This is a genomic window from Streptomyces xanthophaeus (assembly GCF_030440515.1).
In the GTDB taxonomy this organism is placed as follows: domain Bacteria; phylum Actinomycetota; class Actinomycetes; order Streptomycetales; family Streptomycetaceae; genus Streptomyces; species Streptomyces kutzneri.
On sequence record NZ_CP076543.1, the window covers coordinates 3687501 to 3712529 of the forward strand.

Here is a 25029-nt window from a genome sequence, read left to right on the forward strand (position 1 = left end):
GGTGACGGCCTCGCGGAGCTTGACCGGGTGTTCGCCGCTGTCGCGCAGCATGACGGCGGCGCCGATGGCGGCCTGGACGATCAGGTCGTGGGCCTGGGCGCGGGGCAGCCCGAGGAGGATGCCGGCGTCGGTCATGGCCTCGACGAGGAAGTAGAAGTAGGCGGGGCCGGAGCCGGAGAGGGCGGTGGCCGCGTCCTGCTGGGACTCGGGGACGCGCAGGGTCTTGCCGACGCTGCCGAAGATCTCCTCGGTGTGGGCGAGGTGCGCCGCGGTGGCGTGGCTGCCGGCGGAGATGACGGACATGGCCTCGTCGACGAGGGCGGGGGTGTTCGTCATGACGCGGACGACGGGGGTGCCGGGGCTGAGCCGTTCCTCGAAGAAGGCGGTGGGGACGCCGGCGGCGCCGCTGATGACCAGGCGGTCGGCGGGGACGTGCGGGGCGAGCTCGTCGAGGAGCTTGGCCATGTCCTGGGGCTTGACGGTGAGGATGAGGGTGTCGGCGCGCTTGGCGGCCTCGGCGTTGGAGACAGCCTCGACCCCGTAGCGGGTGCGGAGTTCCTCGGCCCGTTCGGTGCGGCGGGCGGTGACGAGGAGCTTCGCGGCGGGCCAGCCGCCGCGGATCATTCCGCTGAGCAGGGCCTCACCGATCTTGCCGGTACCGAGGACTGCGACTGTCTGGGTCATGCCCGATCCACCTCGCCGAACTGTTCTTGCGCGTGAGCTACGTCTACGTCCTCATCCTTGCACCCGGGCGGGGAAGGGGGAGGCGCTGTCCGGAGTGCGGTCAGGCCCGTAGGAGTCAAGGCGTCCGGCGGCGCAAGGTGACCGCGCCGAGGGCGAGGACGAGCAGGGCGCAGGCGGCGACGATCGCGGCGTCGCGGACGAAGTCGGCGGTCATGTCGGTGTGGGTGAGCACCTGGGTCATGCCGTCGACGGCGTAGGACATGGGCAGGACGTCGGAGAGGCCTTCGAGGACGGGGTGCATGGTGTCGCGGGCGGCGAACAGGCCGCAGAGGAGGAGCTGGGGGAAGATCACCGCCGGCATGAACTGGACGGCCTGGAACTCGGAGGCGGCGAAGGCGGAGACGAAGAGTCCGAGTGCGGTGCCGAGGAGGGCGTCGAGGAGGGCTACGAGGAGGAGCAGCCAGGGGGATCCGATGACGTCGAGGCCGAGGGCCCAGAGGGCGAGGCCGGTGGCGAGGAGGGACTGGAGGACGGCGACGGCGCCGAAGGCGAGGGCGTAGCCGGCGATGAGGTCGCCCTTGCCGAGCGGCATGGCGAGGAGGCGTTCCAAGGTTCCGGAGGTGCGTTCGCGCAGGGTGGCGATGGAGGTCACCAGGAACATGGTGATGAGGGGGAAGATCCCGAGGAGTGAGGCGCCGATGCCGTCGAAGGTCTTGGGGCTGCCGTCGAAGACGAAGCGCAGCAGGGTGAGCATCAGTACGGGGACCAGGAGCATCAGCGCGATGGAGCGCGGGTCGTGGCGGAGCTGGCGCAGGACGCGGGCGGCGGTGGCGGTGGTGCGGGCGGCGTTCATCGGGTCTGCTCCCGGATGGCGGTGACGTCGGAGACGGCGGCGGCGTCGGCGGCCTCGGCGTTGGCATTGGCATTGGCGTTGGCTTCGTCGACGAGGCGCAGGAAGCCCTCCTCGACGGTGGCGGCGTGGGTACGGGTGCGCAGGGCGTCGGGGGTGTCCTGGGCGAGGATGCGGCCCTCGCGCATGAGGAGCAGGTCGTGGCAGCGCTCGGCTTCGTCCATGACGTGGGAGGAGACGAGGAACGTCGCGCCGCGGGTGGCGGTGATGTCGTGGAAGAGGTTCCACAGGTCGCGGCGCAGGACGGGGTCGAGTCCGACGGTGGGTTCGTCGAGTACCAGGAGCTCGGGGGTGCCGAGCAGGGCGACGGCGAGGGAGACGCGGCTGCGCTGTCCGCCGGAGAGGTTGCCGGCGAGGGCGCCGGCGCGGCTGGTGAGGTCGACGTCGGTGATGGCGCGGCTGACGGCGGCGGCGCGGCGGTCGGCGGCGGCGCGGCCGGGGTCGAGGACGGCGGCGAAGTAGTCGAGGTTCTGCCGGACGGTGAGGTCGTCGTAGACGCTGGGCGCCTGGGTGACGTAGCCGATGCGGGAGCGGAGCCGGGGGTGGCCGGCGGGGTGGCCGAGGACGTCGAGGGTGCCGGTGACGTGCGCCTGGGTGCCGACGATGGCGCGCATGAGGGTGGATTTTCCGCAGCCTGAGGGGCCGAGGAGGCCGGTGATGCGGCCGCGGGGGACGTCGAAGGCGATGGAGTCGAGGACGGTGCGGGGGGTGCGGCCGGTGCCGCGCCGGACGGTCAGGTCATGGGCGTGGACGGCGGCCGGGTCTCCCTCGGCCTGGTTATTCATCATGTGATGAATAATGCTCCTGGCGGTGCCAGGACGTCAATCGCCGGGACGGATGCGGGCTACTTCTTGCGCTTGGGGCGGCGCGCGGCCGGGTTGCCCGTACGGGTGCTGCGGCGGCGGGCGTACTCGGCCTGGGCGCGCTCGTACTCGGCGCGGCGGAGCTTCTCGCCCGGCGCCTCCCCGAGGCAGCGCAGGAAGTACGCGATCAGGGAGCCGATGAAACCGATCGTCTTCAGGCCCTTGAGGGCGGCCTCGTCGGAGGACGGGGCGGGGCGACGGCTGAAGGAGGCCCACGTCTTGGTGAAGGCGATGGAGCTGGCGATCGCGAAGAGGACCACGACCGAGATGCTGAGGAAGGGGCCGACGTTGCCGATCTCCAGGCCCTCGTAGGCGAAGCGGAGCAGCAGGGCGGCGGCGACGGCGGTGGCCAGCGAGCCGATGGCGAGGCCGACGCGGCGCAGGGCGTAGCCGCCGTCGTGCTCGACCCAGGTGGTGCCGAAGAACGGGATCGGCTCGGGCTGCGGGCCGGCGGGCAGCGGGCCCTGCGCGGCCGGCTCGGCGGGGGTCTGGTCTCGCTGGTCGTCGCTCACATCAGCGATTATCCCTCGCCGGGCCGGTCGGGCCGGGTGTGTCTCACGTGGCAGACGGGTCCGGGACGGTCAGCAGCGCGTGGCGACGTAGCCGTCACTGCCCGTCTGGACGTATGCGTCCGAGACGAACTGACCGTTGCCGATGCAGTCCCAGATGTTCGTCGTGCCGAAGGGACCGGAGACCGTCGTACCGGGGCCCTGGCAGCGGATCGAGACGTACGAGTCGTACGGCAGGACCTTGACGATGGCGTAGCTGGTGCCCGGGCCGCTGCGGACGTTCACCCGGTAGCCGGAAGCAACCGGAAAGGTCTGGAAACCGGACTCCGCGGCGAGGCTCTGGGCCTGACCGGCCTCACTCTTTTCGGACATGCGAAAACTCCCCCCTGAGCGTTGCGTTGCGCAACTCGCGCAGGGTAGCAGGACCTTGGAGATAGCCAGGTGCCATCGACTAGGCTCCGGCGGGGGTGGTCAGCGGTGCAGTCGCTGCGCAGGGATCGGGCGGGCTTTCCGGAGTACGCCGGGCAGTACCGGCTGGAATCCGTCCTGGGTTCGGGCGGTATGGGCGTCGTCCACCTCGCCACCTCCGCGTCGGGACTGAAACTCGCCGTCAAGATCGTGCACCCCGAACACGCGGTGGACCCGGAGTTCCGGGCCCGGTTCCGGCAGGAAGTGGCCGCGGCGCGTCGTGTGAGCGGGGCGTTCACCGCGCCCGTCGTGGATGCGGATCCGGACGCCGAACGGCCCTGGATGGCGACCTTGTTCATCGACGCACCGACACTCGCCGAGCGGGTGCGGGAGCGGGTGCTCGATCCGGCCGAACTGGCCCGGCTCGGCGCCGGACTCGCCGAGGCCCTGCGGGACATCCACCGGGCCGGTGTGGTGCACCGGGATCTGAAGCCGAGCAACGTCTTGATGGCACCCGACGGGGTACGGGTCATCGACTTCGGGATCTCCCGGCCGACCGACAGCGACCTGCGGACGGAAACCGGAAAGCTGATCGGGACACCGCCCTTCATGGCGCCCGAGCAGTTCCAGCGGCCCAGGGAAGTGGGGCCTGCGGCGGACCTGTTCGCGATGGGCGCCGTACTCGTGCACGCAGCGACCGGGCGCGGCCCCTTCGACTCCGACAGCCCCTATCTGGTGGCGTATCAGGTCGTCCACCACGACCCCGACCTGACCGGCCTGCCGGAGGCCCTGAGACCGGTCGTCGAGTCCTGCCTCGCGAAGGACCCCTCCGAACGCCCGACCCCTGATGTGCTGATCAGTGAACTGCGTGCCCTGGCCTATCCGACGTCGGAGGACACCCGGGCCTTCATCCCCAGGCCGCGCGGACCCAACCGGCGGGACGAGGCCACCCACCGGCGGGACCGGATGGCCGCCGAGCAGCCCGGCCCCACCCCGCCGCGGCGGCGGCGGTCACGGCTGGTGCTGTCGGTCGGCGGCGCGCTGCTGCTGACCGGCGGGGCGCTCGGCGGATACCTCTCGTACGGGACGGACGCAGACCCGTCGGCGCACTCCACCGTGCACGCCGAGGCCACCGAGCCCGGTCCCGGGGCGAAGGCCGGGCCGCCGTGGGCGGTACACGTGGGCGAACGGGGCGGGGGCAATCCCCTCCCGGCCTGCTCGTGGTCGGCCGGAGGCCTGTACTGCTCGGGGCCGGGGCTGGCGGCCGCCCGGCTCGACCCCGCGAACGGCTCGGTGATGTGGTCCGTTCGAAGCGCGGCACCCGCTTCGCGGATGGCCCCGAACCCTGCTCCGCTGCACGCCGCGGGACTGGTGTTCGCAGTGGACGACGACGGAAGGGGCCTGCGGGCCCTGGATGCGGCAGCCGGTACGCAGCGGTGGAAGCGCGCCCTGCCGGAGGGCGGGCGGGTGGTGCCTGTGGGAAGTCTGCTGCTCGTCACGAGCCCGGACGGAAAGGCCACCATGCTCGACGCGGCCACGGGCGCGACGCGCTGGGAGCACCGCATCGGCGGAGCCGGCTCCGCATGGCTCGCCGAACCGGACCCGCCGGGGGGCGCCGGCCTGTACCTCTGCGCGCAGGGAGCGGACGGGAAATCGACCCAGGTCTCCGCTGTCGATGCCACGAACGGCACGGTGCGCTGGCAGGTCCGCAGCCCGGCGCTGCTGGAACCGGTCGGCACGGCGGCCGGCGGGCTCTACCTGCTGGAAGGTGACACGCGGTCCGCGTCCGGCGCTGTGACCAGGGCGGTCGTGCGGGTGGATCTCGCGACACGAGCCGTACGCCGGATCCCCCTCTCGTCGCCGTTGCTGGAGGCCCAGGCCGCGGTCGGCCCCGAGGGCCGGGTGTACGTCTTCGGCACGTCGGGCGCCCTGGCCGCGGTGGGGGCGGAGCGTGAGGAATGGCGGCTGGAGACGGGCGTGGCCGTGGGCTCGCGGCCGGTGGTCCACGACGGGCGGATCCATCTGGCGGCCTCGGACGGGCGGCTGCTGGCCGTAGACGGCGCGGGCCGGCTCCTGGGACAGACGAAGCCCAGGCTGGGTGGTGAGCCGGGCTACACCTCCACCCTGCCCGCGCCCGTGGTCGGCGGTGGGCGGGTCTTCACGGGGGCGCCCGACGGATCGGTGTTCGCGGTGGCGGCGGCGGATCCGGGCGGATGGTGAGACGCCGGCGCCCCCGCACCGGAGGGTGCGGGGGCGCCGGCGGAGTCGTTCGTCAGCCCAGGAGGGAGACGTCGCGGACCGCGCCCTTGTCGGCGCTGGTGGCCATCGCGGCGTAGGCGCGCAGGGCCGCGGACACCTTGCGCTCGCGGTTCTTCGGGGCGTAGACGCCGCCGAGGGCCTCGTGGCGGGCGGCCAGGGTGGCCTCGTCGACGAGAACCTCGATGGACCGGTTCGGGATGTCGATGCGGATCCGGTCACCGTCCTCGACGACCGCGATGGTGCCGCCCGAGGCCGCCTCCGGGGAGGCGTGGCCGATGGACAGGCCCGAGGTGCCGCCGGAGAAGCGGCCGTCCGTCACCAGGGCGCAGACCTTGCCGAGGCCGCGGCCCTTGAGGAAGGAGGTCGGGTAGAGCATCTCCTGCATGCCGGGGCCGCCGCGCGGGCCCTCGTAGCGGATGACGACGACGTCGCCCGCCTTGATCTCCTTGCGGAGGATCTTGTCTACAGCCTCGTCCTGGGACTCGCAGACCACGGCCGGGCCCTCGAACGTCCAGATCGACTCGTCGACGCCGGCGGTCTTCACGACGCAGCCGTCGACGGCGATGTTGCCGCGCAGCACGGCAAGCCCGCCGTCCTTGGAGTAGGCGTGCTGCACCGAGCGGATGCAGCCGCCCTCGGCGTCGAGGTCGAGGGTCTCCCAGCGCTTGGACTGGGAGAAGGCGGTCGCGGAGCGCTCGCAGCCGGGGGCCGCGTGCCACAGCTCCATGGCCGTGTCGGTGGCCGTCCCGGAGCGGGCGTCCCACTTGGCGAGCCAGTCTTCCAGGCCGTCGGAGTGGACGGTGGTGATGTCCTTGTTGAGGAGGCCGCCGCGGTGCAGCTCGCCGAGGATGGCGGGGATACCGCCGGCCCGGTGGATGTCCTCCATGTAGTACGTGCCGCCGGGCGCCACGTTCGGCGCGACCTTGGCCAGGCACGGGACACGGCGCGAGACGGCGTCGATGTCGGTGAGGTCGTACTCCAGGCCCGCTTCCTGGGCAGCGGCCAGCAGGTGCAGGATCGTGTTCGTGGAGCCGCCCATCGCGATGTCGAGGGCCATGGCGTTCTCGAAGGCCTCGCGGGTGGCGATGCTGCGCGGGAGGACGGACTCGTCGCCGTCCTCGTAGTAGCGCTTGGTGATCTCCACGACCGTACGGCCGGCGTCCTCGTACAGGGCCCGGCGGGCGGTGTGCGTGGCGAGGACCGAGCCGTTGCCCGGCAGGGCCAGGCCGATGGCCTCGGCGAGGCAGTTCATGGAGTTGGCGGTGAACATGCCCGAACACGACCCGCAGGTCGGACAGGCGTTCTCCTCGATGCGGAGCACGTCCTCGTCCGAGACGTTCTCGTTGGAGGCGTCGACCATGGCGTCGATCAGGTCCAGCTTGCGGACGGTGCCGTCGACGAGGACGGCCTGCCCGGCCTCCATCGGGCCGCCGGAGACGAAGACGACCGGGATGTTGAGGCGCATCGCGGCCATCAGCATGCCCGGGGTGATCTTGTCGCAGTTGGAGATGCAGATCAGCGCGTCGGCGCAGTGCGCCTCGACCATGTACTCGACCGAGTCCGCGATCAGGTCGCGGGAGGGCAGGGAGTACAGCATGCCGCCGTGGCCCATGGCGATGCCGTCGTCGACCGCGATGGTGTTGAACTCGCGCGGGATCGCGCCGGCGGCACGGATGGCGTCGGAGACGATGCGGCCGACCGGCGCCAGGTGGGTGTGACCGGGGACGAACTCGGTGAAGGAGTTGGCGACCGCGACGATCGGCTTGCCGATGTCCGCGCTCGCTACGCCCGACGCGCGCATCAGCGCACGCGCGCCTGCCATGTTGCGGCCGTGGGTGACGGTGCGGGACCTCAGCTCGGGCATGCGGTTTCACTCCCCATGAGTGCGGCTGTACGGTCAGCCGCGACTGCGGATATGGCTCAGATACGAGGCTACGCCCACCGCCCGCGATCCGGACAGCGCGTCCGGATGCCGGGACGGGAGGGTCATTCCTCGGTCAGGTACCGCTGGAGCGTGGGCGCCACCAGAGCCACGATCTTCTCCGGGTCGGCGGACGCGAGCGGCTCCACCTGGACCACGTAGCGCAGGATCGCGATGCCGACCATGTGGGAGGCGGCGAGCTCGGCGCGGAAGGTCGGGTCGGGGACGTCGAGGTCGGCGGCGACGCGCTCCAGGAGCCGCCGCAGGACCAGCCCGCGCAGGACCTTCGCGGCGGCCTCGTGCGTGAGCGCCGAGCGGATCACGGCGAGCAGCGGGACCCGGGTGACCGGGTTCTCCCAGACGCCCAGGAAGTAGCGGGCGAGGCGCTCGCCGATGCCGTCCGGCCCCTCACCGATGATCGCGGGGACCACCAGGGCGGGCTCGATGCTGACCTCGATGGCGGCGGCGAACAGGTCGTCCTTGCTGCCGAAGTAGTGGTGCACCAGAGCCGGGTCGACGCCGGCGACCTTTGCGATGCCGCGCACGGACGTCTTGTCGTACCCGCGCTCCGCGAACACCTCACGGGCCGCGAGCCGGATGCGCTCCTGGGTGCCGGGGCCGTCGTCGGCCTCGTCCTGCCGGGGCCGGCCGGGGCCGCGGCGGCGCGGCTTGGGTGCGTCGGGGGTACCGGGGGTATCGGTCACGGCCGGCGGGCCTTGTCGCGCTCGGCGGGGGTGGGGGTGCGGGTGGGGGGAGCGTCGGGGGTGGTAGCGGTGGTGGCGAGGTGCAGGCGGGTGAAGGCCAGCGCCTCGGCGAGATCGGCCTCGCGCTCGGCGGAGGACATCGCCCGGCGGGTGTTCACCTCGATCACCACGTGCCCGTCGAACGAGGTCCGCGCAAGGCTCTCCAGCAGCTCGGCGCAGGGCTGCGTACCGCGGCCCGGGACCAGGTGCTCGTCCTTTGCCGAGCCGTTCCCGTCGGCGAGGTGGATGTGCGCGAGCCGGTCGCCCATCCGGTCGATCATCGCGGTGGCATCGGTACGGGCGGTCGCGGTGTGCGACAGGTCGACGGTGAAGTGACGGTAGTCGTCCTTCGTCACGTCCCACTCGGGGGCGTACGCGAGCATCTCGCGGTCGCGGTAGCGCCACGGGTACATGTTCTCCACGGCGAACCGGACGTCGGTCTCGTCGGCCATCCGCCAGATACCGGTGACGAAGTCCCGCGCGTACTGGCGCTGCCAGCGGAAGGGCGGATGCACGACCACGGTGCTCGCCCCGAGCCGCTCGGCCGCGGACTGGGCGCGCTGCAGCTTGGTCCACGGATCGGTGGACCACACCCGCTGGGTGATCAGCAGACACGGCGCGTGCACGGCCAGGATCGGCACCCCGTGGTGGTCCGACAGCCGGCGCAGGGCGTCGACGTCCTGGCTGACCGGATCCGTCCAGACCATCACCTCGACGCCGTCGTAACCGAGGCGCGCGGCGATCTCGAAGGCGGTCGCCGTCGACTCCGGATAGACGGAGGCGGTGGATAGGGCGACTTTCGCGGTCGGGACACGGACTGGTTCTGCCACGAAGACAGGGTACGGGCCCGCAACGGCGCCCGACCGTGACGGCGGCCACGCGACTCCGGAAGGCGGGATCTGCCCGACCGGAATCAGGGATGCGTATGGGGGTTTCCCGTCAGTCCCATCGTCCCTCCGTGTCGGGCCGGTCCCTCAAGGGCGCTCCTTCGTCGCGTCGCTTCGCGATGGCCTTCGGCCACCCTTGACCGACCGTCCCGCCCCGGAGAAACGAAAGACTGCCGGGAAGCCCCCAAAGGAACGGGCCGGGGGATCCTTTCCAGGGACGGGGCGGCCAGAGAAGCGCGACCCGGTCGGGCGCACAGGGCCACGTCCGAGAGACGGGGCCCATCCAGAGCAGGGCCCGTGTCGGGGGAAGCGCATCCAATCGCTACGCGCTCCTCATCTCTCAGCGTCCGACGACCGTCTGGGGCTGGACATAGGCCGCCCAAGACCCGTAGGTGCTGTGCATGGGGGGGGCGTCTGACGGCCGGCCGGGGTGAGGAGGGGTGGGACTGCGGATATGTCGTCGTGGATGCGGGTCAGTGCAGGTGGGCGGCCAGAGAGGCCGACAGATTACCCTAATTGCCCCCATCTATCCGTGAGTTTGGGGGTGATGCTCGCGTTGACCCGGTTCTACGACGGAATAGCCGAGGTCTCAGCCCCTGGCGGCCGTCGGACGCGGTCAGGGAGAAGCGGGTAGCGATCTGGGGCGGCCTGTGGCCGACCACAGGCGGTCGTCGGACGCATAGCGAGCTCGGGACCGAGGCCGTGGGCGGCCTATGTCCAGCCCCAGACGGTCTGGCGACGCTGAGAGATAAGGAGCGCGTAGCGATTGGATGCGCTCCCCCGACGCGGGCCCTGGTCTGTGATGGGCCCCGTCTCTTGGTCGTGCCGGCCGGGATCTCCTCGCGCTTCTCTGGCCGCCCTGTCCCTGTCTTGATCTCCCGGCCCGTTCCTTTGGGGGCTTCCCGGCAGTCTTTCGTTTCTCCGGGGCGGGACGGTCGGTCAAGGGTGGAGCGCAGCGACATCGCGAAGCGACGCGACCGAAGGGAGCGCCCTTGAGGGACCGGCCCGACACGGAGGGACGATGGGACTGACGGGAAACCCCCATACGCCACTCTGATTCCGGCCAAGAGGCTCCCGACTACCGGAGCCCCCGCCCCACCCTCCCCGACCCCACCCTCCCCTACGCCCCCTGCGCCGGCATGTGGTCCAGCCTGCGCAGGATCACGCCCTCGCGGAGGGCCCACGGGCAGATCTCCAGCTCCTCCACGCCGAAGAGGTCCATCGCGCCCTCCGCGACCAGCGCTCCCGCCAGGAGCTGGTTCGCCCGGCCCTCCGAGACGCCCGGGAGGGCCGAGCGCTGGGCCGTGGTCATCGCCGCCAGGCGCGGGACCCATTCCTCCAGGGACTTGCGGGTCAGATCCCGCTGCACGTACAGGCCCTCCGCCGAGCGGGCCGCGCCCGCGATGCGGGCCAGCTGCTTGAAGGTCTTCGAGGTGGCCACCACGTGGTCCGGCGCACCGAAGCGGCTGAACTCGCGGACCGTCCGGGCGATCTCCGCCCGCACGTGCCGCCGTAGCGCCCGGATGTCCAGCGCGTCCGGCGGGTCGCCCGGGAGCCAGCCCGAGGTGAGGCGGCCCGCGCCCAGCGGGAGGGAGACGGCCGCGTCCGGGTCCTCGTCGATGCCGTACGCGATCTCCAGCGAGCCGCCGCCGATGTCCAGGACCAGCAGTTTCCCGGCGGACCAGCCGAACCAGCGGCGGGCCGCGAGGAAGGTGAGCCGGGCCTCGTCCTCGCCGCTCAGCACCGGCAGGTCGACGCCCGTCTCGGCCTTGACCCGCGCGAGGACCTCGTCCGCGTTCGTGGCCTCGCGTACGGCGCTGGTCGCGAAGGGGAGGACGTCCTCGCACCCCTTGTCCTCGGCGGCCTGGACCGCGTCGCCGATCACCGAGACGAGACGCTCGACGCCTTCGGGAGTGACGGCGCCGCGCTCGTCGAGCAGCTCCGCCAGCCTCATCTCCACCTTGTGCGAGTGCGCCGGCTGCGGGCGCGCGCCGGGGTGCGCGTCCACCACCAGCAGATGGACCGTATTCGAACCCACATCCAGCACACCGAGTCTCATAGGGGGAAACGCTACTGCGAGGAAGACTCGGGGGTTGTGTAAGGGGCGCATAGGCTTGGGTTTGTGCCAAATACGAAGAAGGCCAACAAGACCCGGTCGCAGAAGGACACGGGCAAGGACACCGTCAAGAGCAAGGCGAAGGCCAAGGCCGACGCCAAGGGCGGCAAGGACAAGGCCGTGGTCGCGGCCGACGAGAAGGGGCTCGACTTTCCCCGGGCCTGGGTGGAGTTCCCCGACCCCGCCGACGAGGAGCAGATTTTCCGCTGTGACCTGACCTGGCTGACCTCCCGCTGGACCTGCATCTTCGGCAGCGGCTGCCAGGGCATCCAGGCGGGCCGGGCCGACGACGGCTGCTGCACGCTCGGTGCGCACTTCTCCGACGAGGACGACGAGCAGCGCGTCGCGCAGCACGTGGCCCGGCTGACGCCCGAGCTGTGGCAGTTCCACGACGTCGGCAGCGAGAGCGGGTGGACGCAGCACGACGACGACGGGGAGAAGCAGACCCGTCGCTGGGACGGTGCGTGCATCTTCCTGAACCGGCCGGGGTTCCCCGCCGGGGCGGGCTGCTCGCTCCACATCCTCGCGGTGAAGGAGGGCCGGGAGCCGCTGGAGACCAAGCCCGACGTCTGCTGGCAGCTGCCGATCCGCCGGACGTACGAGTGGATCGACCGGCCGGACGACACGCGCGTGCTGCAGGTGTCGATCGGTGAGTACGACCGCCGCGGATGGGGTCCGGGCGGCCACGACCTGCACTGGTGGTGCACGTCGGCCACCTCCGCGCACGGTGCCGGCGAGCCGGTGTACGTGTCGTACCGCCCCGAGCTGACGGAGCTGATGGGCAAGGAGGGCTACGACGAACTCGTGAAGCTGTGCGAGGCGCGGCTGGCCTCGCTGCTGCCGATGGCCCCGCACCCCGCGGACCCTGCCTGACCGCAGGCCCCCTCACGGCCCCGGCGAGGCGGACGGGGCCGGGTCCGGGGCGGGGGAAACCGTTCCGCCTGAGCCCTCCGTCGGGGTCGGCTCGGGCGTCGGGGACGGCGGCGGGATCGTCGGCTCCGTCGGGGACGGGGCAGGGGTGGACGGCTGCGTCGGGTCCGGCGAGGGCGCCGGGGTCGCGGACCGCGTCGGGTCCGGGGTGGGCGCGGGTGTCGCCGCGGGCCGGCCGCGGCCCTGGATGGAGACCACGGTGCCGCTCGGGTCGACCCCGACCCGGGCCGTCCAGGCGCCGATCGGCTGGCCCTCGGGGTCCACTGCGATCCGTAGGGTGACCGATTCTCCTGGGGCCAGGGTGCCCGCGGTCCGGCTCGCGCGCAGCCAGGGGGCGTCGGACCAGAGCCGCCAGTCCACGGGGGCGCCGCCGGAGGCGGTGAGGGTGAGCAGGGTGACGGCGCCCTGGGCGGACGCGGCCACCGTGAGGTGGCCGGCGCTGCCGGGGTGGTCGGGGGTCGCGGGCGGGCCGGTGCTGATGATTTCGACGGAGACGTCGGAGGTGGTGTCGCTCTGGGCGAAGCCGGGGCCGCTGGTGGTGGTGGCTGCGTTCCCGGCGTTCTCGTAGGCGGTCAGCGGGCGGCCGTCGGTCCGCGCGGCCGGGAGTTCGGACTCGCTGGCGGAGATACGGGTGGCGTCGCCGCCGGCGGGCTCGCCGGATCCGGGGTCACCGCGGTACGCCGCCCACAGGGCCAGGACCGGGGCGGCGACGACGGTGGCGACCACGGTGGTGGTCACCACCCGGGCGCGCAGCCGGTCGCGGCGGGCCGCGCGGTCCTTGGGGTCCATGGGGAAGCCGGTGCGGTCGAAGCGGGGGGCGGGTCCTCGGCCGCGGCCCCGGCCGGAGCGGAGCATCGCGGCGTGGACGGCGGTGCGAGGGGCGGGTACGAGGGGCAGCGCGGCGGTGTTGAGGCCGCCGGAGCCGGGCCAGGGGCCCGCGGCGCCCACGCGTTCGGCGACGCGGCGACATCGGGGGCAGTCGTCGACGTGGCGGACGAGTTCGGCGCGCAGGGTGCTGGAGAGCAGGACGTTGCCGTCGCCGTCGTCGCCGGTCAGCCGGGAGACGCTGGGGCAGTTGCCGGTCTCGACGACGGCGAGGGCGGCGCGGGTGCGCTCCACCTCGCAGGCGGCGCCGGAGAGCAGCTCGCGGGCGGCGGCCGCGGGGGTGCCGAGGACGGCGGCGAGTTCGGGGACGCCGAGGCGGTGGCGGACGGCGAGTTCGAGGGCCTCGCGCTGCTCGGGTGTGGTGCCGGCGGCTTCGGGCCAGGCGAGCCGGGCCAGTTCGGTACGGCGGTAGGCGCTCACGTCAAGCGGCCGGTGGGCGTCCTGGCCGTGGTCGGGTTGCGTGTCACCACCCGGCGCACGGTCGCGCCCGGTGTGCTCCGGCGCACGCCGGGCGGAATGCGCTCCCTGGCGCGCACGCCGCTGCTCCGCCAGCCGGTGCAGGCAGCCCCAGCGGGCGAGTGCGTAGAGCCAGGCGCGCCGGTCCCCCTCGTCGGGGCAGCGGCCGGGATGCCGCTCGGCCACGGCGAGGACGTCCCCGAGCACGTCGGTCGCGGTGTCGTGGTCGCACAGGACCGACAGGCAGTACGTGAACAGGCCGTCCAGGTAGGGCTCGTGCCGGAACGGCGGCGGCTGCTCGGCCACGTGGGGCGTGCGCCCGTGCGCCCGGTGTGCGCCGGTGCGCGCTGAGGAGTGTGCCTGGTTGCTGCTGTTCACCTGGCGACCGTAGGCGGCACGCCGGTGACGCCCTGGAAGCCTTCGCCAGTTTTAGCCCTTACGGGTGAACAGATCGGTGAGGCGCTGACGCAGGCCCTGACGCGGTCGGACCGGCAGGTCCGGCTGCCGTGGGCCTGCGGGTCCCGCGAGGTCGGCGGGACCCACGCGCACCTCGCACACCTCGCGCACCTCGCGCAGCAGAGCACCGTCCTCCCCGTAGAACTCCACGGAGAAGGGGAGACCGCGCGCGGACAGCACGGCGGTGAGCGCGTCGAGCCGGCCGGCGTCCGCCTCGCCGCGGAGGAGGACGCCGGCGTCGACCGGTTCGATCTCCAGCCGGGCCAGCGGGCTCTCCACCTCGTACCCCTCCCAGGAGGAGGAACGCGAGCTCCAGCCCGCGCGGACGAAGAACGCGGCGAGGTCTGCGGCGGAGCGGCGGCCGGGGAAGAGCCCCGCCACGTCCGCCACGGGCATGCCGATCACGTCGGCGTCGAAGGGGGATCCCCCGTCGGACAGGTCCATGGGGACACCCTCGCACCACGCCGGCCGAGCCCTGAGGCCAGCACCCCGGTCCGGCCTGTCGGTGCGGGCGGCTACCGTGAACGGCATGGCTGCCCGCACCGCTCGTTCATCCGCCAAGGACCGGCCGTCCTACCGCTGCTCCGAGTGCGGGTACACCACCGCCAAGTGGCTCGGGCGCTGCCCCGAGTGCCAGGCCTGGGGGACCGTCGAGGAGATGGGCGGCGCACCCGCCGTGCGGACCACCGCCGCCGGCCGGGTCTCCGCGCCCGCCCTGCCGATCGGCCAGGTCGACGGCCGGACGGCGACCGCCCGCAGCACCGGCGTGGACGAGCTGGACCGCGTCCTCGGCGGCGGTCTCGTGCCCGGCGCCGTCGTCCTGCTCGCCGGCGAGCCCGGAGTCGGCAAGTCGACCCTGCTGCTGGACGTCGCGGCGAAGGCGGCCAGCGACGAGCACCGCACGCTGTACGTGACGGGCGAGGAGTCGGCCAGCCAGGTGCGCCTGCGGGCCGACCGGATCAAGGCCCTCAACGATCACCTCTATCTCGCCGCCGAGACCGATCTGTCCGCCGTCCTCGGGCATCTCGACGCCGTGAAGCCCTCCCTGCTGATCCTGGACTCCGTACAGACCGTCGCCTCCCCCGAGATCGACGGCGCGCCCGGCGGCATGGCCCAGGTGCGCGAGGTGGCCGGGGCGCTGATCCGGGCCTCCAAGGAGCGCGGGATGTCCACCCTCCTCGTCGGCCACGTGACCAAGGACGGGGCCATCGCCGGTCCCCGCCTGCTGGAGCACCTCGTCGACGTGGTGCTGAGCTTCGAGGGCGACCGGCACGCCCGGCTGCGGCTGGTGCGCGGCATCAAGAACCGGTACGGGGCCACCGACGAGGTCGGCTGCTTCGAGCTGCACGACGAGGGGATCACCGGGCTCGCCGACCCGAGCGGGCTGTTCCTGACCCGGCGGGCCGAGGCCGTTCCGGGCACCTGCCTGACGGTGACTCTGGAGGGGAAGCGTCCGCTGGTCGCCGAGGTGCAGGCGCTGACCGTGGACTCCCAGATCCCCTCGCCCCGGCGCACGACCTCGGGCCTGGAGACCTCGCGCGTGTCGATGATGCTGGCGGTGCTGGAGCAGCGCGGCCGGATCACGGCGCTCGGCAAGCGCGACATCTACAGCGCCACCGTGGGCGGGGTGAAGCTGACCGAGCCGGCCGCAGACCTGGCGATCGCGCTCGCGCTGGCCTCCGCCGCCAGCGACGTCCCGCTGCCGAAGAACCTCGTCGCGATCGGTGAGGTCGGCCTGGCGGGCGAGGTGCGGCGGGTGACCGGTGTGCAGCGGCGGCTCGCCGAGGCGCACCGGCTGGGATTCACGCACGCGCTGGTCCCGGCGGATCCGGGGAAGGTGCCGGCCGGGATGAAGGTCATCGAGGTGGCCGACATGGGCGACGCGCTGCGGGTGTTGCCGCGCGGCCGCTCCCGCACGCCGGCCAAGGAGCGGTCCGCGGAGTAGCCGACGCGGGGCAACGCCCGGGGGCACAGCCGGGGGACGATCCCCTGGTCAGGGGGTCCGTAGGGGGGCCGGCCGGGCCGTACCTGGCCAAGCCACGGCGGGGCCGTGGCGCGCGCCGGTAGACTTTGTGCTGGTCCGCCCGGCCGTACGCACGTCCTCGTGCCCGCGGCGCGGGGCGGCGCAACCCGCGACCGGAGGAGTGCAGTGGCAGCCAAGGACGGGGCAGCAGCATCCGGGAAGTCGGGCGCGAGCTCCAAGCAGGAGGCCATGATGCGCGCCTCACTGAGCGCGGTCGCACCTGGTCAGCCGCTGCGTGACGGCTTGGAGCGGATCGTTCGCGGCAACACCGGCGGGCTCATCGTCCTCGGTATGGACAAGAGCGTCGAGGCCATGTGCACGGGCGGTTTCGTCCTGGATGTGGAGTTCACCGCGACCCGGCTGCGCGAGCTGTGCAAGCTCGACGGCGCGCTCATCCTCGACAAGGACCTCACCAAGATCCTGCGGGCCGGTGTGCAGCTGGTGCCGGACGCGTCGATCCCGACGGAGGAGACGGGTACGCGGCACCGTACGGCCGACCGTGTCTCCAAGCAGTGCGGCTTCCCTGTGGTGTCGGTGTCCCAGTCGATGCGGCTGATCGCGCTGTACGTGGACGGGGAGCGCCGGGTCCTGGAGGAGTCCGGGGCGATCCTGTCGCGGGCGAACCAGGCGCTGGCCACGCTGGAGCGGTACAAGCTGCGCCTCGACGAGGTCGCGGGCACGCTGTCGGCGCTGGAGATCGAGGACCTGGTCACGGTCCGCGACGTGACGGCGGTCGCGCAGCGGCTGGAAATGGTCCGCCGGATCGCGACCGAGATCGCCGAGTACGTGGTCGAACTGGGCACGGACGGGCGACTGCTGTCGCTGCAGCTGGACGAGCTGACGGTCGGGATCGAGCAGGAGCGGGAGCTGGTCATCCGGGACTACGTGCCGGAGCCGACGGCGAAGCGTTCCCGCACGGTGGACGAGGCGCTGGCGGAGCTGGACGCGCTCACGCATCCGGAGCTGCTGGAGCTGGCGATCGTGGCGCGGGCGCTGGGATACACGGGCTCGCCGGAGACGCTGGACTCGGCGGTGTCGCCGCGCGGGTACCGGCTGCTGGCGAAGGTGCCGAGGCTGCCGGGCGCGATCATCGAGCGGCTCGTGGAGCACTTCGGCGGGCTGCAGAAGCTGCTCGCCGCGAGCGTCGACGACCTGCAGACGGTGGACGGGGTGGGCGAGGCCCGCGCACGGAGCGTCCGCGAGGGCCTGTCCCGCCTGGCGGAGTCGTCCATCCTGGAACGCTACGTCTAGGCCGTCTGTTCAGGGCTCGAACGCCGGCGGGGCTGACGTTCAGCCGCGCCGGCGCACGGTTCCGGTCAGTCCTGCTTGAGGACGAACGAGGTGCGGGCCACCGGCATGCCGGGTGCCTTGACCTCGACCACGTAGGTGTCGGGTGCCGCGGACCCCGCCGGAGGCGTCTGGCACTGGTCGGCCGCGCTGAACCTGCGGTCCCAGTCCAGCGACTGCTTCGTCTCACCCTGCGCCGGGAGGCGGAAGAAGGCGTTGCCCGCGCCCGTCGGGCAGTCCGCCGAGGACCAGACCGCCTTGCTGCTGCTCGCCTGAAGGATGGTCAGGACGGCCTGCTTCGGGCCGAGGTCGATCTTGCAGGTGGTTCCGGAGGTGTTGCGGGCGACCAGTTCGAGGCGCGGCTTCTCGTTCGCCTCGTACTCGTTCTTCACGCTCTTGACCTCCCACTGCAGCGCTCCCGGCGCGCACGTGGGGAGGGGGGAGTCCGCCGGGACCGGAGCCGGGCCGGCCGCGGCGCCGCCGGAGCCGGAGCCCGAGCCGCCGTTCGAGCCCGTACCGCCGCCCGGTTCGCCGTTCTTGCCCGCGCCGCCCGTGGAACCGCCTCCGGAGCCCGTGTTCCCGCCGCTGCCCGACTCGGGGCGCCCGCCGGGGGCCGCGCTGATCGCGGGGCCGGTGCCGGCCGGTCCCGGGGTGATCGAGGTGACGGGGTCGGGGCCGTCCTGGCCCTTTCCGTTCGTACTCGTCCTCCCCCCACCGGAGCTGACGGTCCATACGGCGAGGAGTGCCAGGAGCGCGACGACGGAAGCCAGCACAGCCCTCCGTCGCCAGTAGATGGAGGAGGGGAGCGGCCCGACCGGATTGCGCAGAGATCCCACGGACGGAACTTTACGAGAGTTCGCGACCCGATCAGTGCCCCACATGCCGCGCAGAGGACTTGATTTGCCGATGATCATCCTGCGGGCGCAACCGGGGGCGCCGAGATCCGGCCAAAGGGGTCGATGGGGAGACCGATCCGCTGTGGGCACGCTCGGTGATCATGGGGCAGCTCCGGCCTCCGCCCGCCCTCACCCATGTCGCCCACCGGGCACCCCCATGGATGCAATCGGCCGCCGTGATCCGGACGGCATGAGGGCTCCTCCTCTTCGGGCTGCTCTTCGGTGCGGCCCGGTGGCGCTCGCGCGGCCGGGGGGCCGTGCGGACGGGTGGCGGACCGGCCGCCGTCCCGTTCGCCGGTCCCGTTCCGGCGCGCCGAGAGAGGTGAAACGTGCCAGGATGCCGTCTGCCATGACTGCATCTCCCGGTTCCTCCACGGCCGTATCCCCCGACTCCTTCCACGCGCTGCACTCCCCCGTCATCGCGTGGTTCGACGAGCACGCCCGCGACCTGCCCTGGCGCCGCCCCGAGGCCGGCCCCTGGGGGGTCATGGTCAGCGAGTTCATGCTCCAGCAGACGCCCGTCAGCCGGGTGCTGCCGGTCTACGAGCAGTGGCTCGCCCGGTGGCCCCGCCCCGCGGACCTGGCCACCGAGGCCCCCGGCGAGGCCGTACGGGCCTGGGGGCGGCTCGGCTACCCGCGCCGCGCGCTGCGGCTGCACGGTGCGGCCGTCGCGATAACGGACCGGCACGGGGGCGACGTACCGCGGGAGCACGCGCAGCTGCTGGCGCTGCCCGGGATCGGCGAGTACACGGCGGCGGCCGTGGCCTCCTTCGCGTACGGGCAGCGGCATGCCGTCCTCGACACCAACGTCCGCCGGGTCTTCGCGCGGACGGCGACCGGGGTCGAGTATCCGCCGAACGCGACGACCGCCGCCGAACGGCGTCTCGCCCGGGACCTGCTGCCCGAGGACGAGGCCACCGCGGCCCGGTGGGCGGCCGCCTCGATGGAGCTCGGGGCGCTGGTGTGCACCGCCAAGAGCCCGGACTGCGTGCGCTGTCCGGTGGCGGGGCTGTGCGCGTGGCGGCTCGCCGGGAAGCCGGCGCACGAGGGTCCGCCGCGGCGCGGGCAGACGTACGCCGGTACCGACCGGCAGGTGCGGGGCAAGCTCCTCGCCGTGCTCCGGGAGGCGGTGGGCGCGGTTCCGCAGGCGGTGCTCGACACGGTCTGGGACGAGCCGGTGCAGCGGGCCCGGGCGCTGGACGGGCTGGTGTCCGACGGGCTGGTGGAGCCCTTGGACGGGGGCTTCTACCGGCTCCCGCAGGCCCTCCCCCGGACCGTCCCGCAGGCCTGACCGAAGCTGACTCCGAGATTCCGCTTATCGCCGGTAAACCCCAGCTCACAGGGGCTGTTACACAACCTATGGGTGTCCGTGCGCCCACCGAAGGCTGGCTCGCACAGGCCCGTGACAACCCCTCCGTACCTTCGAATCCGTAGGACACGGGGATGAGCGGTTGGACGGGTGGAGGCGGTCTGAGATGGCGCACGGCGAGGTACTCGGATTCGAGGAGTACGTACGCACTCGGCAGGACGCGCTGCTGCGCAGCGCCCGGCGCCTGGTACCTGACCCCACCGACGCCCAGGACCTCCTGCAGACCGCGCTCGTACGCACCTACGGCCGCTGGGACGGCATCGCCGACAAGTCCCTGGCCGACGCCTATCTGCGCCGGGTCATGATCAACACCCGTACCGAGTGGTGGCGCGCCCGCAAGCTCGAAGAGGTACCCACCGAGCAGCTCCCCGACGCCTCCGTCGAGGACGGCTCCGACCAGCGCGCCGACCGTGCCCTCCTCATGGACATCCTCAAGGTTCTCGCGCCCAAGCAGCGCAGCGTGGTCGTGCTGCGACACTGGGAGCAGATGAGCACCGAGGAGACGGCCGCGGCGCTCGGAATGTCGGCGGGAACCGTGAAGAGCACTCTGCACCGCGCGCTGGCCCGCCTCCGGCAGGAGCTGGAGAGCCGGGATCTGGACATGCGTGCGCTGGAGCGCGGTGACCACACCATGCGGTACGAGGGGCGTGAGCGGTGCGCGGCCTGAACGGCCAAGGTTTGTCCGGAGGTTCTCTGGTGCTGATGTCGGCGGGGACGGTCGTCCTCGTCGGCACAGCCGTGTTCGCGGTCGGGTGCGCCACGGGCGGCACCGGACTGCGCGACGGCGGCCCGGCCCGCACCGAGGCCGTGGCCAAGGCCACGCCGTCGGGGCCCACCCCCGACGAGTCCGTCCCGCCCTCGTCCGGCCGGCCGCTGAAGAAGGTCGACCCCGTCGGGCTGCTGATGAAGGACCCCAAGGTCAGCACCGAGGTCAAACGGGACCTCAAGCCCTGCTCGGGCAAGGAGTACCCGGTGGACGTGAGCTACGGGAAGGTCACCGGCAGTCCGGTCGTGGACATCGTGGTGAACGTCCTGTCCTGCGCCGATGCCCTGGGCCGCGGAACGTACGTGTACCGGGCGGACGGAGACACGTACGAGAATGTGTTCTCGGACGAGCAGCCACCCGTCTACGCGGAGATCGACCGGGGCGACCTGGTGGTCACGAAGCAGGTCTACGGAAAGAGCGACGCGCTCGCCTATCCGTCGGGCGAGGACGTGATCACGTACCGCTGGAACGGGGAGAAGTTCACCGAGCAGGACCGAGTTCACTCGGAGTACAGCAACGTGGTCGACGGCGGCGTCCAGCCCGCCCCGGTCACGAGTCAGAAGAACTGAGCACAGAAGAACCGAGGCGAGGCTCCCGCATGGCCGAGACCCATGTCCTGTTCGTGGAGGACGACGACGTCATCCGTGAGGCCACGACCCTGGCGCTGGAGCGCGACGGGTTCGTGGTCACGGCCATGCCCGACGGCCTGTCCGGACTGGAGTCCTTCCGCGCGGACCGGCCCGACATCGCCCTGCTGGACGTGATGGTCCCGGGCATGGACGGCGTGAGCCTGTGCCGTCGCATCCGCGACGAGTCCACCGTCCCGGTGATCATGCTCTCCGCGCGCGCCGACTCCATCGACGTGGTGCTGGGCCTGGAGGCGGGCGCCGACGACTACGTCACCAAGCCCTTCGACGGATCCGTGCTCGTGGCCCGGATCCGCGCGGTGCTGCGCCGCTTCGACCACTCCGGCGGCCCGCAGAACGGCGGAGCGAACGGGGCCGACAACGGCTCGGACGCCGAGCGCGGGGTCCTCTCCTTCGGCGACCTGGAGGTGGACACCGAAGGCATGGAGGTCCGCCGGGCGGGCGCCGCCGTGGCCCTGACCCCGACCGAGATGCGGCTGCTGCTGGAGTTCTCCTCCGCACCCGGCACCGTGCTGTCGCGCGACCGTCTGCTGGAGCGGGTCTGGGACTACGACTGGGGCGGCGACACCCGTGTCGTGGACGTCCACGTCCAGCGGTTGCGCACCAAAATCGGACAGGACCGCATCGAAACGGTCCGGGGCTTCGGATACAAACTCAAGGCATGAGACGGTTCACCTTCCGCACGGGGATCCGCTGGAAGATCACCGTCGCCATCGCCTCCGTGGGCGTCCTCGTCACGATCGCGCTGAGCCTGGTGGTGCACAGTGCTGCCCGCGTGTCGATGCTGGAGAGCGCCCGCGAGGTGCAGCTGGAGCGCGTGCAGTTCATCTCCCGCAATGCCGACGCCGGGCGCAAGCCGCCCATGGGGGCCAAGCTCAACGACCCCGAGCTGCCGGCCGACCTGCGGCACAAGGCGCAGTCGGGCCGGCGCGGGACCTACGTCCAGGAGCGGCCGGGCGGGGGTGTGCCCGAGGTGTGGGCCGCCGTACCGCTCGGGAACGGGATGGTGCTGTCGCTGCACACGCCGTTCCGGGAGAGCACCAATCTGCTCCCCGACCTGGACCGGGCCCTGCTCATCGGCGGGCTGTCCGCCGTGATCGGCGGCTCGGCGCTCGGCGTGCTCATCGGCGGGCAGATCTCGCGCCGGCTGCGCAAGGCCGCGGCGGCCTCGCAGCGGGTGGCGCACGGTGATCCCGACGTACGCGTCCGGGACGCGGTCGGCGGTGTCGTGCGGGACGAGACGGACGACCTGGCGCGGGCCGTGGACGCCATGGCGGACGCCCTCCAGCAGCGGCTGGAGGCCGAGCGGCGGGTGACCGCGGACATCGCGCACGAACTGCGGACCCCGGTGACGGGCCTCCTCACGGCGGCGGAACTGCTGCCTCCGGGGCGGCCGACCGAGCTGGTGCGGGACCGGGCGCAGGCCCTGCGCGCGCTGGTCGAGGACGTGCTGGAGGTGGCCCGGCTGGACAGTGCGTCGGAGCGGGCGGAGCTCCAGGACGTGGCGCTGGGCGAGTTCGTGAGCCGGCGGGTGTCGTCGCTGATGCCGGAGGCGACCGTACGGGTCGTGGCGGACGAGATCGTCAGCACCGACCCGCGCCGCCTGGAGCGGATCCTGGGCAACCTGCTGGCCAACGCCGCGCGCTACGGGCAGGCGCCGATCCAGGTCGACGTCGAAGGCCGGGTCGTACGGGTCCGGGACCACGGGCCGGGCTTCCCCGAGGCACTGCTGCGCGAGGGGCCGAGCCGCTTCCGCACCGGGTCGACGGACCGCGCGGGCGTGGGGCACGGGCTGGGGCTGACCATCGCGGAGGGCCAGGCGCGGGTCCTGGGTGCCCGGCTGACGTTCCGTAACGTGGCCGCCCGGGGCGGCTCGGAGCGTGCGGGCGCGGCGGCGGGTGCGGTGGCGGTCCTGTGGCTGCCGGAGCACGCGCCGACGGCGACGGGCAGCTTCCCGATCCTCAAGCTTCCGCAGGGCTGAACCGGGGCGGGTGGGGCGTACGGGTACCGGGCGGTATCCGCCCGGGGGCGCGTGACTTAGCATCCAGTGGCATGACCGACGGTACGAATCCCCCGAGCCACCCGCAGCCCGATTCCGCCCCCGGGAGCGGCGGATACGGGTTCCCGCCGGGACCGCCCGCGCAGGAAGGCTACGGCTACCCGACCCCGTCCGGCGGCTACGGCTACGGCTACCCGCAGACGGGACAGCAGCCGAACCCGTACCAGCAGGAAGCGGGAGGCGGCCAGTGGCCTCCGTCCCAGCCGGAAGCGGAAGGCGGCCAGTGGCCTCCGTCCCAGCAGGAAGCGGAAGGCGGCCAGTGGCCTCCGTCCCAGCCGGGCTTCACGAGGCTGGCCGGTCCGGACCTCCCCGGCAGCTCGCAGCAGCCGGACTGGGAGGCCATGGCCGACCGCTCCGCGGCCGAGCGGCGCAAGAAGCGGCTGTGGATGCTGGGCGGCGCGGTGACCGTACTCGCGCTGCTGGCCGGCGGCGGAACGTTCTTCCTGATGGGCGGCGCCGAGGACGGACAGGACGCGCAGCCCGCGAATTCGGCCTCCGCCTCGCCCGAGCCGGAGGACGCGAAGGGGCCCGCCGCCTACACCGCGACCGTCGCGGGTGACGACACCCTGCTGCGCGACAGCTACGGCAGCATGGGGATCCGGCTCGGCCCGGACCTCAAGGTCGGCCCGCTGGGCAAGCGCTTCCAGGTCATAGGCAAGGGCAACGGGAACTCGTGGGGGCAGTCCGCCGAGCCGGTCGTGGACGTGACCAAGAGCTTCACCGTCACGGCCCGCGCCTACAACTCCGCCGCCAAGGGCTCGCGGATCGTCATGAGCCAGGGCGACGGGGAGTCGTTCTCCTTCGAGCTGGGCGTGAACGAGGTGAACGGCAAGCAGGCCTGGATCTTCCGCGTGCAGACGGGCGACAAGGGCGCCGCGGCCACCACGCGGACGGTCACGGCCGAGGGGCTCCAGATGGTGAAGACGCCCACGCTGCTGATGGCCACCTACGACGCCGAGAAGAAGGTCATCGCGCTCTACGTGGACGGCAAGAAGGCCGGCGAGACCCCGGTGCCGCCGATCTGGCAGGCCCCCGGTCCGCTCCAGCTCGGCCGGTCCAAGCACCACAACATCTGGACCGGTCCGTGGCAGGGCGCCCTGCACAGCATCAAGACCTACGACATGGCCTTCGCGGAGGAGCAGGCGGCCGCGTACAAGGAGGGGAAGCTCGACCCATCGCCGAAGCCGACCCATGCCTGGCTGCTCACCTGATCGGTGAGCAGGGTGGGTCGGCCGGTACGACGGGCGCCGCGGGCGCCGCGGATGCGGCGGGTACGGCAGGTGCTGCGGGTACTGCGGGTACTGCGGTCGGAACGGGTCAGACGGTGACGCCGTTGGTGCGCAGGAAGGCGACCGGGTTGACGGCCGAGCCGTAGTTCGGGGTGGTGCGGATCTCGAAGTGCAGGTGCGGGCCGCTGGAGTTGCCGGTGTTGCCCGACAGGGCGATCCGCTGCGAGGCGTTGACCTTCTGGCCGATCTTGACCTGGATCTTCGAGAGGTGCGCGTACTGCGAGTACGTGGCGTTGGCGTGCTTGATCACGATGGCGTTGCCGTACGCGGGGCCGTCGCCGCCGCCGTTCGGGCCCGCCTTGACGACGACGCCGGCGGCCGCGGCCTTGACCGGGGTGCCGACCGGGACGGCGAAGTCCTGGCCGGAGTGCTTGTGGGACCACATGGTGCCGCCCTTGCCGAAGGTCGCGGACAGCGTGTACTTCTCCAGCGGCTTGTCCCAGAGACCGGTCTTCGAGGCGCCCGCGGCACCGGCGGCGCCGGCGGCCTTGGCGGTGACGGCGGTCTGCGGGGCGTCTGCGAACGCGGCGGTCGTGCCCGCCCCGAGGGCCAGCACGGCACCGAGAGCGGTGGTGCCGACAGCGATACGGGTACGACGGGTGTAGACGCGCTTCGCGAACATGTGCAGACCTCCGGGGCCGGGGACAAGGGGGGTTTCACACCTGT

The 25029-nt window shown here is 72.5% G+C and carries 23 protein-coding genes (1 of these 23 cut by a window edge); 10 read left to right on the forward strand and 13 right to left on the reverse strand.

What is annotated here, in order from left to right:
• The 5 genes from proC to KO717_RS16075 all read right to left on the reverse strand — a co-directional run.
• Positions 1–684 carry the 5' portion of a pyrroline-5-carboxylate reductase gene (gene proC, locus KO717_RS16055; protein ID WP_301368215.1) on the reverse strand. It extends 126 nt beyond the left edge of the window, so 684 of the gene's 810 nt are visible here — the first part of the coding sequence; it begins with the start codon at positions 682–684; its stop codon lies off the left edge, out of view.
• A gap of 115 nt (positions 685–799) precedes the next feature.
• Entirely contained in the window at positions 800–1537 is a 738-nt protein-coding gene (locus tag KO717_RS16060) for an ABC transporter permease (protein WP_301368216.1), read from the reverse strand.
• Positions 1534–2382, reverse strand: a complete 849-nt coding sequence (locus KO717_RS16065) for an ABC transporter ATP-binding protein (RefSeq protein ID WP_301368218.1) — start codon at positions 2380–2382, stop codon at positions 1534–1536. Before KO717_RS16065 ends, KO717_RS16060 begins: the two co-directional genes overlap by 4 nt.
• Positions 2383–2438: 56 nt before the next feature.
• A complete protein-coding gene (locus KO717_RS16070; protein WP_437184517.1) occupies positions 2439–2969 on the reverse strand; it encodes a hypothetical protein in 531 nt (176 codons plus the stop codon).
• 69 nt (positions 2970–3038) lie between these two features.
• The gene (locus KO717_RS16075) at positions 3039–3338 is read right to left on the reverse strand and encodes a peptidase (protein WP_301368219.1); all 300 of its coding nucleotides are present in this window, start codon (positions 3336–3338) and stop codon (positions 3039–3041) included.
• A 105-nt stretch (positions 3339–3443) separates the two neighbouring features.
• Between KO717_RS16075 and KO717_RS16080 the strand changes: the two genes are divergently transcribed.
• On the forward strand, positions 3444–5594 hold the full coding sequence (locus KO717_RS16080; RefSeq protein ID WP_301368221.1) for a serine/threonine-protein kinase: 2151 nt from the start codon (positions 3444–3446) through the stop codon (positions 5592–5594).
• A 52-nt stretch (positions 5595–5646) separates the two neighbouring features.
• On the opposite strand, the gene ilvD is transcribed toward KO717_RS16080, so the two are convergent.
• From ilvD to KO717_RS16100, 4 genes are all read right to left on the reverse strand, one after another.
• A complete protein-coding gene (gene ilvD / locus KO717_RS16085) occupies positions 5647–7497 on the reverse strand; it encodes a dihydroxy-acid dehydratase (RefSeq protein ID WP_301368223.1) in 1851 nt (616 codons plus the stop codon).
• 122 nt (positions 7498–7619) lie between these two features.
• Positions 7620–8258, reverse strand: coding sequence for a TetR family transcriptional regulator (locus KO717_RS16090; protein ID WP_301368225.1), 639 nt, complete (start codon positions 8256–8258; stop codon positions 7620–7622).
• Positions 8255–9127: a sugar phosphate isomerase/epimerase family protein gene (locus KO717_RS16095; RefSeq protein WP_301368227.1), complete on the reverse strand. Its 873-nt coding sequence runs from the start codon at positions 9125–9127 to the stop codon at positions 8255–8257. The genes KO717_RS16090 and KO717_RS16095 overlap by 4 nt, the downstream gene beginning before the upstream one ends.
• 1177 nt (positions 9128–10304) lie before the next feature.
• Positions 10305–11243, reverse strand: coding sequence for a Ppx/GppA phosphatase family protein (locus KO717_RS16100; protein WP_301368228.1), 939 nt, complete (start codon positions 11241–11243; stop codon positions 10305–10307).
• 177 nt (positions 11244–11420) lie between these two features.
• Here KO717_RS16100 and KO717_RS16105 point away from each other — a divergent pair, with 177 nt between their 5' ends.
• The gene (locus tag KO717_RS16105; RefSeq protein WP_437184640.1) at positions 11421–12173 is read left to right on the forward strand and encodes a hypothetical protein; all 753 of its coding nucleotides are present in this window, start codon (positions 11421–11423) and stop codon (positions 12171–12173) included.
• A gap of 12 nt (positions 12174–12185) precedes the next feature.
• Here KO717_RS16105 and KO717_RS16110 read toward each other — a convergent pair whose 3' ends face one another.
• Positions 12186–13949 (reverse strand): BACON domain-containing protein, encoded by a 1764-nt coding sequence (locus KO717_RS16110; protein ID WP_301368232.1) that lies wholly within the window; start codon positions 13947–13949, stop codon positions 12186–12188.
• Positions 13950–14000: 51 nt separating this feature from the next.
• Complete coding sequence (locus KO717_RS16115; RefSeq protein ID WP_301368233.1) at positions 14001–14471, reverse strand: hypothetical protein; 471 nt, start codon at positions 14469–14471, stop codon at positions 14001–14003.
• Between the two features lie 85 nt (positions 14472–14556).
• Between KO717_RS16115 and radA the strand changes: the two genes are divergently transcribed.
• Positions 14557–15972 carry a DNA repair protein RadA gene (radA, locus tag KO717_RS16120; RefSeq protein ID WP_301368234.1) on the forward strand — a complete coding sequence of 472 codons (1416 nt, stop codon included), beginning with the start codon at positions 14557–14559 and terminating at the stop codon, positions 15970–15972.
• Positions 15973–16176: 204 nt separating this feature from the next.
• The gene (gene disA / locus KO717_RS16125) at positions 16177–17301 is read left to right on the forward strand and encodes a DNA integrity scanning diadenylate cyclase DisA (RefSeq protein ID WP_202200349.1); all 1125 of its coding nucleotides are present in this window, start codon (positions 16177–16179) and stop codon (positions 17299–17301) included.
• Positions 17302–17366: 65 nt separating this feature from the next.
• On the opposite strand, the gene KO717_RS16130 is transcribed toward disA, so the two are convergent.
• Positions 17367–18173: a hypothetical protein gene (locus KO717_RS16130; RefSeq protein WP_301368237.1), complete on the reverse strand. Its 807-nt coding sequence runs from the start codon at positions 18171–18173 to the stop codon at positions 17367–17369.
• 409 nt (positions 18174–18582) lie between these two features.
• On the opposite strand from KO717_RS16130, the gene KO717_RS16135 reads away from it, so the two are divergent.
• The 6 genes from KO717_RS16135 (at position 18583) to KO717_RS16160 (ending at position 24285) form a co-directional block, all read left to right on the forward strand.
• A complete protein-coding gene (locus KO717_RS16135; protein WP_301368238.1) occupies positions 18583–19524 on the forward strand; it encodes an A/G-specific adenine glycosylase in 942 nt (313 codons plus the stop codon).
• Between the two features lie 184 nt (positions 19525–19708).
• On the forward strand, positions 19709–20269 hold the full coding sequence (locus KO717_RS16140; protein WP_030010715.1) for a SigE family RNA polymerase sigma factor: 561 nt from the start codon (positions 19709–19711) through the stop codon (positions 20267–20269).
• Positions 20270–20304: 35 nt separating this feature from the next.
• On the forward strand, positions 20305–20937 hold the full coding sequence (locus tag KO717_RS16145; RefSeq protein ID WP_301374559.1) for a hypothetical protein: 633 nt from the start codon (positions 20305–20307) through the stop codon (positions 20935–20937).
• A gap of 29 nt (positions 20938–20966) precedes the next feature.
• A complete protein-coding gene (cseB, locus tag KO717_RS16150) occupies positions 20967–21680 on the forward strand; it encodes a two-component system response regulator CseB (protein WP_301368242.1) in 714 nt (237 codons plus the stop codon).
• On the forward strand, positions 21677–22996 hold the full coding sequence (gene cseC / locus KO717_RS16155) for a two-component system sensor histidine kinase CseC (protein ID WP_301368244.1): 1320 nt from the start codon (positions 21677–21679) through the stop codon (positions 22994–22996). The genes cseB and cseC overlap by 4 nt, the downstream gene beginning before the upstream one ends.
• A gap of 71 nt (positions 22997–23067) precedes the next feature.
• A complete protein-coding gene (locus tag KO717_RS16160) occupies positions 23068–24285 on the forward strand; it encodes a LamG-like jellyroll fold domain-containing protein (protein ID WP_301368246.1) in 1218 nt (405 codons plus the stop codon).
• Between the two features lie 106 nt (positions 24286–24391).
• Here the strand turns inward: KO717_RS16160 and KO717_RS16165 are convergent, their stop codons facing one another.
• Positions 24392–24985: a M23 family metallopeptidase gene (locus KO717_RS16165; RefSeq protein ID WP_301368248.1), complete on the reverse strand. Its 594-nt coding sequence runs from the start codon at positions 24983–24985 to the stop codon at positions 24392–24394.
• Positions 24986–25029: the final 44 nt, after the last annotated feature.

Bases quoted from the DNA above. Each gene is read 5' to 3' on its own strand.
- KO717_RS16060 (WP_301368216.1), bottom strand. From the start codon at position 1,537: ATGAACGCCGCCCGCACCACCGCCACCGCCGCCCGCGTCCTGCGCCAG.
- KO717_RS16065 (WP_301368218.1), bottom strand. From the start codon at position 2,382: ATGATGAATAACCAGGCCGAGGGAGACCCGGCCGCCGTCCACGCCCAT.
- KO717_RS16075 (WP_301368219.1), bottom strand. From the start codon at position 3,338: ATGTCCGAAAAGAGTGAGGCCGGTCAGGCCCAGAGCCTCGCCGCGGAG.
- ilvD (WP_301368223.1), bottom strand. From the start codon at position 7,497: ATGCCCGAGCTGAGGTCCCGCACCGTCACCCACGGCCGCAACATGGCA.
- KO717_RS16100 (WP_301368228.1), bottom strand. From the start codon at position 11,243: ATGAGACTCGGTGTGCTGGATGTGGGTTCGAATACGGTCCATCTGCTG.
- KO717_RS16115 (WP_301368233.1), bottom strand. From the start codon at position 14,471: ATGGACCTGTCCGACGGGGGATCCCCCTTCGACGCCGACGTGATCGGC.
- radA (WP_301368234.1), top strand. From the start codon at position 14,557: ATGGCTGCCCGCACCGCTCGTTCATCCGCCAAGGACCGGCCGTCCTAC.
- KO717_RS16135 (WP_301368238.1), top strand. From the start codon at position 18,583: ATGACTGCATCTCCCGGTTCCTCCACGGCCGTATCCCCCGACTCCTTC.
- KO717_RS16140 (WP_030010715.1), top strand. From the start codon at position 19,709: ATGGCGCACGGCGAGGTACTCGGATTCGAGGAGTACGTACGCACTCGG.
- KO717_RS16145 (WP_301374559.1), top strand. From the start codon at position 20,305: ATGTCGGCGGGGACGGTCGTCCTCGTCGGCACAGCCGTGTTCGCGGTC.
- cseB (WP_301368242.1), top strand. From the start codon at position 20,967: ATGGCCGAGACCCATGTCCTGTTCGTGGAGGACGACGACGTCATCCGT.
- cseC (WP_301368244.1), top strand. From the start codon at position 21,677: ATGAGACGGTTCACCTTCCGCACGGGGATCCGCTGGAAGATCACCGTC.
- KO717_RS16160 (WP_301368246.1), top strand. From the start codon at position 23,068: ATGACCGACGGTACGAATCCCCCGAGCCACCCGCAGCCCGATTCCGCC.
- KO717_RS16165 (WP_301368248.1), bottom strand. From the start codon at position 24,985: ATGTTCGCGAAGCGCGTCTACACCCGTCGTACCCGTATCGCTGTCGGC.